The following is an 11,800-nucleotide window of genomic DNA, read 5'->3' as shown; positions in this document are numbered from 1 at the left end:
TACCGCCCGGTAGATTAGGACTCTGGAGAGCGTTTCAAGAGGCTGAACCCGCGTTGAACGAAATTTTTTCCGCAAGTGCGAAATAATGGACGATCTGCCCATTGGACAAATCGCCCAAGCTGTCGAACACGGATTTCCAGCGGAAAACCGGAGTGACGGAGATCGCCGTTAGCGCCCCGGCCACATCGCCAGGAACGTATCCGCAGTACCCTGCAGTTCTTCCGATCCCGCGCCGCCTTGTGCCTTGACCGAAAGGCCCTGCAGCACGGTGGTGAGGCAACCCGCGAGCTTGGTAGGGCAGACGCTGTCAGGCAGGTCGCCTTCGTCGCGCGCTTGCTCGAAGCGCTTGATGACGGCGGCTTCCGAAGAGGCGCGGCGCTTGATGACGTCGGCGCGGATCGAGTCCGCCTCGGGCGTGCAGGCCACGGTGCTGATCACGCCGAGGCAGCCGTGCGGATCTTTCTCGCCGCAGTGAGTCGCCAGCGCGCCGGTCAGCAGCCGTTCGGCCACGCCGCGCGCGGTGGGCGCTTCCAGCGCCTTGCCCATGTAGGCCAGCTTGTCGCGCTCGTAGAGGTCAAGCGTCTTCTTGAAGAGCGCTTCCTTGTTGCCGAAACAGGCATAAAGGCTGGGCTTGGTGATGCCCATCGCCTCGGTCAGTTCCGCCATCGACGCACCCTCGTAACCGCGAGTCCAGAACACCCGGAGCGCGGCCGCAAGGGCCTCGTCAGGGTCGAATTCGCGAGGGCGGCCCCGCGTTGTCACGGAGCCCGCAGAGGGAGCGGAACATTTCATACCGGGCGGTATATAGGTGCGGCCGCAAGCAGAGTCCAGTGTGACAAGTGTGTCATTGAGTTGCCTGCGGCCCCACGCCGTCCGGTTCAGTCGATGGTAAAGCTGGTGGTAGCGATACGGTGCAGCACGGCGACCTTGCCGAGCGTGGTATCCCCGCCGGCTTCGTCCTTCTGCGAGGCCGTCAGCAGGTAGCGGCCCTTGTCGCGGGTGGGCAGGGCGAAGCTACCCTGCGCATCGGTCTTGACCGACTTCGTCCACTTATCCGGCGAGATCACGGTGACTTCTGCATCGGCCACCGGCTTGCCGTCGCGGACGAGATGGAAGCGGTCGCCGCCCGCCGAGACCGGGGCGATTTCCAGCGGCATCACCGCGCGTGCCTCTGAGCGGCCGGCGCGGGCGTAATAGGCGACGCCTTCCTTCTTGCCCTCATCGCCCCAAGGCTCGAACACGGTGTCGTCGTGAGCGCGCACGTCGCCTGCGGGGACGGCGACTTCAAGGTAGCCCGCCTTGCGGGTCAGGGCGGCAGTGCTCGTCGGCAGCAGCTTGGGCGCCTTGAGGTGATGGAATTCGGGATCCCCGTTCTCGGGCAGTACTTCGGCTGGTTCGCCGAGGTAAATGCGGGCCGGGCCGGTGCCGTCGCGCTCGATCCACACTTCGTGCGCCTGAACGGCCGGGGCAGCGAAGGCCAACAGCAGCGGGGCAAGTTTCGTGATGGTCATTTCGATCTCCGTTACGTGCCGCCATGCGGCCCCTGTTGCAAAGGCGGTGTCGGTGATCGCGCATCTGTACGCAGCAAGCTCGGAATTCCAGCCTTCCGCGTGCCGCTGCGAGTGGCACGGCATCCTCCCTCTCGCTTGCCGTGATAACGATAATGAGAATTATACGCAATACATGGCGCATGCCGGGCTCGGCTGCGACATGCATGGAAAGGGGCCACCGTCACTGACGATGGCTCCTTCCGATCGTGATGCCTGCGCGATCAGCCTGGCAGCATCGTCCCGGTATCGATGTAGCGCTGGTGCCACGACAGTGCTTCGTTCGGCAATGAAGGCGCGTGGCGGCCGTAGCTGCCGTGGTATGCGCGGTCGTAGTAGTCGCGCAGCGCGTCGCGGTACATCGGGTGCGCGCAGTTCTCGATCACCAGCGCGGCGCGCTTGCGCGGGGTCAGGCCGCGCATGTCGGCAAGGCCCTGCTCGGTCACCAGCACCGCCACGTCCTGCATGATGTGATCGACATGCGCCGCCTGCGGCACGATGGCGGAGATCGCGCCGCCCTTTGCGGTCGAGGGTGTCATAAAGATCGAGACATAGGCATTGCGCGCGAAGTCGCCCGAGCCGCCGATGCCGTTCTGGATGCGGCTGCCCATCACGCAGGTCGAGTTGACGTTGCCGTAAATGTCCGCCTCGATCAGCCCGTTCATGGCGATGCAGCCGAGGCGCCGGATCAGTTCGGGGTGGTTGGAGATTTCCTGCGGGCGCAGGATCATCCGGCTGGCATAGCGCGCCATCTCGGCATTGATCCGCTCCGCCGCCTCCGGGGAGAGCGAGAACGCGGTGGCCGAGGCCATGCGCAGTTTCCCTGCATCGATCAGGTCGAGCATGCCGTCCTGGATCACCTCGGTATAGGCGGTCAGGTCGTCGAACGGGCCATTGACGAGGCCGGTCAGCACGGCGTTGGCGATGTTGCCGACACCCGACTGCAGCGGCAGCAGCGATGCGGGCAGGCGGCCCTTCGCCACCTCATGGCTGAGGAACTCGATGATGTGGTCGGCGATCTTCAGGGCGCTGGCATCGGGCGCGGTGAACGGCAGGTTGCGGTCGGGCGCGTCGGTCTCGACGATGGCGACGATCTTGGCCGGATCGCACTGCAGCGTCGCTTGGCCGATCCGGTCGTCCGGACGCACCAGAGGGATCGGCACGCGGGCAGGGGGCAGCGCGGTGCCGTAATAGATGTCGTGCATCCCCTCCAGCGCAGGGTTCTGCCACGCATTGACCTCGAGGATCACCTTGTCGGCACGGTCGAGCCAGGTCTTGTTGTTGCCCACCGAGGACGAGGGAACCAGCGAGCCGTCGGACCGGATCGCGGTCACTTCCACCACCGCGACGTCGAGGGGGCCAAGGAACCCCTGCCACGCCATCGGCGCCACTTGCGACAGGTGCATGTCGAGGTAGTCCATCTCGCCCTTGTTGATCCGTTCGCGCGCGATCGGGTCGGAGTTGTAGGGCAGGCGCAGTTCGATGCCATCGGCCTTGGCCAGCGCGCCGTCGAGTTCCGGGCCGGTCGAGGCGCCGGTCCAGACCTTCACCCGCATCGGGCGACCGGCGGCGTGCTCGCCCTCGATCCGCGCGGCCAGCGCCATCGGCACCGCCTTGGGATAGCCGGAGCCGGTGAAGCCGCTCATGCCCACGGTCTGGCCGTGATGGATAAGCGCGGCGGCGTCGGCTGCGGACATGACCTTGGAACGCAGGTCGGCGCGGGCGATACGATCTGTCATGGAATGCCTCTCAATCTCGGTGACCTTCTGGGGGCCGCCGCTCCCCATTCAATCCGTGCGTGTGCGAAGACAATATATCAAATATGCACACCACTTGTGCTATATACGTTCAGATGAGTGACCTGATCCGATCCTTGCGGCTATTCGTGCGCCTGAACGAAGAGGGCAGTTTCTCGGCGCTGGGTCGCCGCCAGAACCTCAGCCATACCACGATTGCGCGAGCGATCGGCGATCTGGAACAACACTTTGGTGTGCGCCTGTTTCAGCGCACCACGCGCAGCCAGGCCCTGACGGCGGATGGGGAGCGGCTGCTGGAGCATGCAGGGGCGATTCTCGACCAGATGGGGCTGGCCGAAGCGGACCTCGCAGGCGCCGTAGCAGCGCGCGGACTGGTCCGCGTCGGCGTGACCACGGCGCTCGGCTTCCATTACGCGCAACGGCTCGGAAGCGTTGCGGCGCAGCATCCTGACCTGATGATCGAACTGCTCATCGCCGACTGGCGCGATGCGGCGGATCATGGCGGGCTGGACCTGTGGCTATGGGTAGGGGATGGCAGAAGCGCCGCCGGAAGCACGCTGCTTGGCCAGTTGCCGCGCGTGCTGGTTGCCGCGCCCGAATACCTTGCGCATCACGGCATGCCGGCATCGGGCGATGACCTGATACAACATCAGTGCCTGACTTACGGCTATGCCGCAAGGGCGGCGCCATGGCCGATCGACGGGCGCGAGCTTGAAGTCTCGGGTTTCCTGCGCGCCAATTCCAGCGAGGCCGTGCTGCGCGCGATGAAGGGAGGCCTCGGCATCGGACTGTTGCCACGCATCCAGGTCGAGGAAGACCTCGCACGTGGTCTGGTCATGCAGGTCATGCCGGATGCGGAAATTCCCCCGATCCCGGTCATGCTCGCCACCGGTTTTCGCGGCATGCGCATGCCGATGCGCGCGCGCGTGGTCATGGACTTCCTGGAGGCGGGGTTCCCGGTGTGATATGCGCTTGTTCCTGCTATTTAAAAAAGACACCTATTCCCGTCAGTTAGAGATGTCACCCTTGGATGCAGCAGGGGCAGCGCGTAGCCCTGCGACCTTGCGCAGCGCTGACCCTGCTGGTGCGCAGGTCCAGCGTCGAGCCACCCGGACCCGCTGCTCTGCAGTGGGCCCCCTCAATGGCCGCTTTCGCACTTCAGGATTGTTCGGGGGTATGGTGATAAGGGTGGGAGGCGGACTAAGCCATCCGCTTTGAACGTGTCCGGTCCATTGAGAACCGCCCCAATCGGGCACCGGGAATGCCAAGATGAGCGTTAGCGAGGCCTGCTCGATAACAGTGGTCCACAAACCGCCGCACGCGGTCGGTTGTCAGAGTCGATGGAACTTCCACGTCGATATAAGTCACATGGCCGCGTGTCCGGCTATCGACGCGCAAGCCCATGGATCGGATGAAGAACATTGTGCGCCATCTGCGACGATTGCTGACGATCAAACATAGCGCTGGCGGGATCGGACCACCTTTCCGAGGGTAGTCCCAGATATCTCCATACAAAATCTTTTGCCGCCAACCGTCGCTTTGTCGGTAGCCATATTGCGGTCGCCAAGGCGAGAGGCGGGTTGTCTTGCTCGTCATGCCTCTACTTTGCGCCGAAATTGAACAACTGCAACGGGGGCGTGAACGGAAAGGCCGGTTTCGGCGCTGTCCCGCCTATCCCGTCCGTTCCTTCATGTAAGCCACGGTGGGATTGCGCCGGGCGAGAGGAGGGCGCCCGCGGCGGCGCTTTTCCGGCTCTGCTGCTCCTGATGATGCGGGAGCCGGGAAAAGGTGCGGTCCTTGCGAACTGCGGCACGGTTCGTTGTTGTTGCGTTTGCGCGCCGGCAACTGCTCCTGCAGCAGCTTCGCCATAGCCAGCGCTGCGTCCAGGTGCTTGTTATCGACGATCGCGGCCTGATTGACCTGACGGATCTTGTCGAACACGCGGTAGGGCAGGGAGTGATCCCCGTGCCGGATCTCCAGCGCGCCGTCAGGAAACTCGCAAACTTCCACTCGCTTGCCGGCGAGCGGGCGGCTGATCTCGGTCGGCTCAAGAATGAACATCGCCTTGTTGTAATGCAGCGTCAGCGACGACGTCACCGAACGCCATTCGCGCCAGACCATCTCGGTGCGTAGATTCTCGTGCAATGCCAGCGGACGATGAACATCGCGTTCGTCGAAAGCTGCCTTGGCGAACTTGGCATTATGCGCGGCCATGTAAACGGGCAGGAACGCGTTCGCTTCGACGATGGTCGAGATGCCTTCCAGCCTCATTGCCTTGACCAGTCGGTCCTGCAGCGTCGCATTGGCGCGCTCGACGCGGCCCTTCGCCTGGGGCGAGTGCGCGCAAATGATCTCGATGTTGAGTGCCTCCAGCGCACGCCCGAAATGCGTCATGCCATCGCCTTTGGCCGAGGCTGTATTGTTGCGAAACACAGAATGCTTGTCTGAATAGAAGGCCACTGGCTTGCCGTGCGTCTCGATGTATTCCCGCGTTGCATCCATGTAGGAGAAAGTACTCTCGCTCTCGACCATCTTGAGATGCATCAGTTCGCTGGTCGCATCATCGATATAAACGAGCAGGGTGCATTGCGGCCCGCGATCCTCGAACCACCAATGCTTCGAACCGTCGATCTGGATTAGCTCGCCCCGGCAGTCCCGGCGATAGCGAGGCTGGTAAGGACGCGGGCGCCGCGCTTCGCGATCCTTCCACAGACCCGCCTCGATCATCAACCGTCGCAGCGTCTCACAAGAGACTTTGATGCCATGGCGCTCGATCAGATACTCGCGCGCCAGCGTTGGTCCGAAATCCGCATAATGCTCACGAACGATGCCAAGAACACGCTCACGAAACGCATCGCTGTGTCGCCGATTGCTTGGCCGGCCGCGCTTGCGGGAAACGAGACCGGCAGCGCCTTCGGATCTTAACCGATCGAGCAACCGGAAAACCTGACGGCGCTTCAGGCCGAGTACCGTTGCCGCGTCATCAACTCGGAGCTCGCCGCGCTCCACGCGCATCAACGTATCAAATCGCGAAAGTTCACCATGGCTCATCGCCAGCACCGTCATAGCTGCGTTCTCCTGACCAGCAGGAAAACCATGCCACCGACATTCCGCAGACCACACCAGGGAGTGTCATTTCTATCTAGCGGGCCGGTGTCATTTCTATCTGGGGCTTACAGCGCTTTAAGCAGATAATGTATCTTATGTAAAATAGAATACTTCAGGTAAGAGGGGGAATTAGCCGTCTTACATAAACTGCATCCGTTATCGACTACAGGATGCCCCGCAACTTTTCCCTAAGTCTCAAAGGCATTCGGTTCCCAGCCAATTCCGTCGGAATCGGAGGGAAACGCAATTGGCGAATCTCGGCGCATCTATATTCGATGCGATGTACGGAGAGCCGATCCGCTCTTCGCGGGAGGTGCACAATGCCCATAGAGGTCAAGATTGCGTCGGACCTGTCCGGCATTCACTCCGCCCCCATGGAAACCATTCACGGTTCGGTTCCCGTTGCCCCAGGTAGCAACGTAGCGCTGAACATCGGGCCGGAGGCCGTTGCCGGCTATACGCGGGAAGGTGCGGACCTGCTCGTTCACCTGCGTACGGGCGAAATCGTGAGGATCACGAATTTCTACGTCGATCCTTCCAAGCTCTCGCAACTCATGCTGGTCCAAGATGACCATCTGGTGGTTGCCGACTTGGCGCAAGGGTCTACCGCTGCCCTCGCCTCACCGGCCTATGTACCGATGGATGCCATGGCCGGGTTTCCCGCTCCGGCTTCGGCCGGAACTGCGGAAGCGGCTGCTGCAGCCGGAGCAGCATCCGGAAGCGGTCTGGGCGCAGGCGTGATCATTCCCCTCGCGGCTATTGGCGTGGGCGGGCTCGTAGCAGCTACAGTCAGTGGAGGCGGCAATGGCAGCGGTGCCGGAAATCCGCAAACGCCTCCCGATACGACTGCACCGGGCGCTCCCACAGATCTGGTAGTTTCCCCCGCTGGGAACAGTCTCAGCGGCCGCGCAGAGGCTGGCGCGACGGTCTTGGTCGATACCGATGGCAACGGCACGGCCAACTATACGACGACGGTAGGTGCTGACGGCACGTTTACCGTTGTCCTGTCGCCAGCACTCGTAAACGCTGAAGCCATCACGGTCACCGTCCGCGACGCCGCTGGAAACCTCAGTCCGACCGCCAGCACGCTTGCTCCCGACCTTACGCCGCCAGACGCCGCCACCGAACTGAGTGTCGCTGCGGACGGCACCGGCATCACCGGCACCGGCGAACCCGGAGCGACCGTCTCCATTGACGTCGATGGTGACGGCAATACGGATTACACGGCAGTCATTGCGGCTGATGGTACATTCTCGATCCTTTTTGCCGGTCCTTTGGATGATGGCCAATCTATAACAGTCACTGTTACTGATGCGGCAGGCAACCAAAGCGCGGTGGCGATCACGCAGGCACCCGATCTGATCCCGCCGCCGGCCACTGCCCCTACTATTGCCCCCACGAATGGCAGCTTTCTGACCGGCGCAGCCCAAAGTGGCATCGCCGTTGCTTTGACGGACGGTGCCGGGAATGCCATCGGCCAGGCAGCGATAGGGGCGGATGGAACCTGGCTTTTCACCCTTCAAACCGCTTTGCCGGACGGCACTGTGGTCAACGCCGCAGCGGTCAACTCGCAAGGACAGGCCGGCCCGGCGGCGAGTATCACCGTCGATGCCGTCTCTCCCGACGCGCCGATCATAGCGCCGAGCAACGGCATGGAGATCAACGGTACGGCCGAGCCCGGAGCCATGATCCTAGTCACTTCCGACGATGGTATCGCAATCGGCCAAGCGTTGACGGATGCCAGCGGAGCTTGGTCGATCACCCCCGCCAGCCCGATTGCCGATGGCACGACACTCACCGCCATTGCAAGCGATGCCGCAGGCAACGCCAGCCTTCCGTCCGACATCACAATAGATGCAGCGCCACCTGCCGCCCCGAATTTTGCGGCGCCCAACGCGACAACCGTATCCGGCACGGCGGAACCCTATTCGACCGTGACCCTTTCCGATGGTGACGGCAATCCGATCGGTCAGGCCCTCGTCGATGCGGACGGCACCTGGACCTTCGCGGCATCGCCTCCACTAGTGGACGGAAGCATCGTCATCGCGGTTGCCAGTGATGCGGCGGGCAACATCGGTCCGTCTGCCAGCGCATCCGTCGATGCGGTCGCACCTGAGGCTCCCGACATGTCACCGTCCAGGGGCAACGTGCTCTCCGGCACGGGCGAGCCGCGCGCCACGGTGATCCTCACCGATGGTGACGGCAATGCGATCGGGCAGGTGGTCGTGGCCGGCAACGGTACATGGGTTTTCACGCCGACGTCTCCGTTGCCTGACGGAACTACCGTCTATGCCGTGGCGCGCGATGGGGCGGGAAACGTCAGCGCGCCCTATTCCATCGTCGTCGATGCCGAGCCCCCTGCACCACCTGAAATCGCACAGACCAACGGCTGGGTGATAACTGGAACCTCGGAACCGGAAAGTATTATTTCCCTTGTCGATGATAACGGCAATCCGATCGGGCTGGCCACCGCCGACACTGATGGCGCCTGGAGCTTCACGCCTACCACTACCCTTCCCGACGGTACGATTGTCAAAGCCACGGCGCAGGATGTTGCCGGTAATACGAGTGCACCTTCCACCACGACCGTCGATGGCGTGGCCCCCGCCGCGCCCAGCATCGACGCTACGAACGGGAGTGAACTCACTGGCTCTGCAGAGGCTGATTCTCTTCTTGTTCTGACCGATGGTGACGGTAATGCCGTCGGTGAAACCACGGCGGACGGCGACGGAAACTGGAGCTACACACCCCGCACTCCCCTGCCGGACGGCACCATTGTCATCGCGACGGCCCAGGATGCAGCGGGCAATGTCAGTCCACAGACGAGCACGACGGTAGACTCCTCACCGCCAGTTGACCCTACGATCGACCCCACCAACGGCTCGATCGTCACCGGCACGGCAGAGCCGAATTCGACGGTGGTGTTGATGGACGGGACCGGCAACACATTTGCCGCCTTCTCGCCACAAGCAAGCGCGCGGGGGCTGGTCACGGTCGCATCGACCGTTCCGGATTTCGGCTTGCCGCTTGGAGAGGTCACTACGGATCCGCAGGGCAACTGGGCCTTTACACCGCTGCTCCCCTTGCCAGACGGCACTGTAGTGATTGCTGTGTCCGTCGATGCCTCAGGCAACGTGAGTGGGCCTATCAGCACGACCGTGGATGGCATAGCTCCGGCTCCCCCCACCATCGACCCCACGACGGGTTTGTTACTGGAAGGCACAGCCGAGCCGGGGGTGACGCTTTTCCTGCGCGACCCGCTAGGCAACCCGATCGGGGAGACTACGGCAGACAACGAGGGCAACTGGGTTTTCATACCCGACCTCGCCCTGCCGAACGATGCCCTTGTCGACGTCGTCGCAGTCGATGCCGCAGGCAACGTCAGCCTTCCCGCCAGCATCACGGTCGATGCCATCTCGCCGAGCGCACCGACAATCGATCCGAGCAGCGGCGGCACCATAACAGGCACGGCAGAGGCTGGCGCAACGATCATCCTCACCGATGGCCTCGGCGTCCCTCTTGGCGAAGCCATCGTCGATGAAAACGGGCTGTGGATACTCACCCCGGCAGGTTCTCTACCCGATGCCACCGTGGTGGAAGCCATGGCGATCGATGCGGCCGGCAACTCAAGCCCGAGCACCAGCATCACGGTCGATGCCATTCCTCCGGCGGCTCCTATTCTTACGCTGGTTTCGGGCGGCGAGTTGCTGCTCATATCGGCGGAACCGAACAGTACGGTGCGGATCGTGATCGATGGCGACACCGCCAATCCGGTCGTGATCGCCATCGATGGCAATGGCGAGTTCAGCCTGCCCTTGTTCGCGCCCTTGATCGCCAACGAGACGGTGAGCGCGATCGCTATCGACGCTGCAGGCAATGAGAGCGGCCCGGCCGTCCTGATTGCACCGGACATAGCACCGTTGACGATAGCAGTGATTGAAGCGGACGACGGTTACATCAACGCCAATGAGGCTGCTGACGGAGTTCAGGTCGACGTCGCACTCAGGCCGACGATGCAGGCGGGGCAACAAGTCACGGCAACGCTGAACGGTCAGGGCGGATATCAGGCACAGACAACTCACGTTCTGTCGGTTGGCGACATATTGGCCGGCGTTGTCGTTCTCACCATTGCGCCCGGAGGCGGGTTGCCCGACGGTGCGTCAAGCGTGTCGGCCAATATCGGCGGAGGAGAAGAATCTTCACCCGTCGATTTTGTGATCGATACCTCTCCTCCTGCGACCCCGCTGCTGTCCCTGCTAGCCAGCGCGCTCACCATATCCGCCGAGCCCAACACACAATTGACGGTCTCAGCGAACGTGGGCGGCGTCACGACTGAAACCGTGGTTGCAGCGGACAATAGCGGTCTGACCTCGCTCAACCTGCTGACTGACCTTGGCGTTCGACTCGACTGGGCGCAATTGCTGGACGCTCAGGTCTCGGTTTCCAGCGAAGACACTGCCGGCAACGCCAGCAACGTTGCAACGATAGACGTCGCGACGAACATCGACGCGCCTCCGACGATTGGAGGGTTCGGCCTTGCGGTGAGCCTCAACCCGCTCAACCCGCAATTCGGTGTCAGTGGAACAACGGAACCGAATTCGACGGTTGTGATCCGGGTCGTAACACCTGCATTGAACGTCGAATTGCTGCCTCTTACTGCTGATAACAGCGGTCACTTCACACTCAATCTGCTCAGCCCGACCGTGCTGACGCAGTTGGGCCTGAACATTACCGACATCCTCAATCTCGGCTCCCAGATATCGCTTGGGATGGTTGCAACCGATCCTCAGGGCCATGAGAGCGCGATATACGGCCTCTCGCTAAGCCCCAATGGCCTGTCGCTCAACCTGGGGCAGATCGATGTGAACGGCTCGCTGGCCGATGACGTCATGTCAGGCACTACCGGAGCGGAGCACATCAACGGTAATGGTGGCAATGATCTGATCTTCGAGGTGGGCACGGGCGACCACGTGCTGGCCGGGCCGGGCAATGACACCGTCGAGGTTCTGGCCGCGAACTTCTCGACCATCAACGGTGGTGCAGGATTCGATACGGTGCTGCTCGGCAACGGCATCGATCTCGACTATGGCGCGCCCGGCGTGGGCACCCTAGCCAGTATCGAACGCATCGATCTCGGTTCAGGCGACAGCGGCAGCGTGCTGACGCTCACAGCGTCGGAAGTCAGCGCGATTACCGATGCAACGCATGTCCTGCAAATCACCGGTGAATCCAATGATGTGTTGAATATCACGGGCGCGGTCGGCACCGGATCGACGCAGACGCTCGATGGACTCGTATACGACGTCTACGCTTTCGGGACGAATACCATTCTGGTCGAGGACAATACCGTCCAGGTCGTCGTGTGAGGGCAGCGAGGGAAAGTCGCGC

The 11,800-nt window shown here is 62.5% G+C and carries 6 protein-coding genes; 2 read left to right on the top strand and 4 right to left on the bottom strand.

The features are described 5' to 3' along the window. Positions 1 to 168: 168 nt before the first annotated feature. The 3 genes from PKE80_RS13060 to scpC all read right to left on the bottom strand — a co-directional run bounded on the left by PKE80_RS13060 (position 169) and on the right by scpC (position 3,286). A complete protein-coding gene (locus PKE80_RS13060) occupies positions 169 to 792 on the bottom strand; it encodes a TetR/AcrR family transcriptional regulator (protein WP_271182834.1) in 624 nt (207 codons plus the stop codon). 86 nt (positions 793 to 878) lie between these two features. Next, positions 879 to 1,511, bottom strand: coding sequence for a DUF4198 domain-containing protein (locus PKE80_RS13055; RefSeq protein ID WP_271182833.1), 633 nt, complete (start codon positions 1,509 to 1,511; stop codon positions 879 to 881). Between the two features lie 260 nt (positions 1,512 to 1,771). Beyond that, the gene (gene scpC, locus PKE80_RS13050) at positions 1,772 to 3,286 is read right to left on the bottom strand and encodes a succinyl-CoA:acetate CoA-transferase ScpC (protein WP_271182832.1); all 1,515 of its coding nucleotides are present in this window, start codon (positions 3,284 to 3,286) and stop codon (positions 1,772 to 1,774) included. 113 nt (positions 3,287 to 3,399) lie between these two features. Here scpC and PKE80_RS13045 point away from each other — a divergent pair, with 113 nt between their 5' ends. Continuing rightward, positions 3,400 to 4,269 carry a LysR family transcriptional regulator gene (locus PKE80_RS13045; RefSeq protein ID WP_271182831.1) on the top strand — a complete coding sequence of 290 codons (870 nt, stop codon included), beginning with the start codon at positions 3,400 to 3,402 and terminating at the stop codon, positions 4,267 to 4,269. A 706-nt stretch (positions 4,270 to 4,975) separates the two neighbouring features. On the opposite strand, the gene PKE80_RS13040 is transcribed toward PKE80_RS13045, so the two are convergent. Continuing rightward, positions 4,976 to 6,370, bottom strand: coding sequence for an ISNCY family transposase (locus PKE80_RS13040; RefSeq protein ID WP_271182830.1), 1,395 nt, complete (start codon positions 6,368 to 6,370; stop codon positions 4,976 to 4,978). Positions 6,371 to 6,732: 362 nt separating this feature from the next. Here PKE80_RS13040 and PKE80_RS13035 point away from each other — a divergent pair, with 362 nt between their 5' ends. Next, positions 6,733 to 11,778, top strand: coding sequence for an Ig-like domain-containing protein (locus tag PKE80_RS13035; RefSeq protein ID WP_271182829.1), 5,046 nt, complete (start codon positions 6,733 to 6,735; stop codon positions 11,776 to 11,778). Positions 11,779 to 11,800: the final 22 nt, after the last annotated feature.

Source organism: Novosphingobium resinovorum (genome assembly GCF_027922145.1).
GTDB lineage: Bacteria > Pseudomonadota > Alphaproteobacteria > Sphingomonadales > Sphingomonadaceae > Novosphingobium > Novosphingobium resinovorum.
The sequence above is the reverse complement of the archived record's forward strand: the minus strand, read 5'-3'. Positions and strand labels throughout refer to the sequence as shown.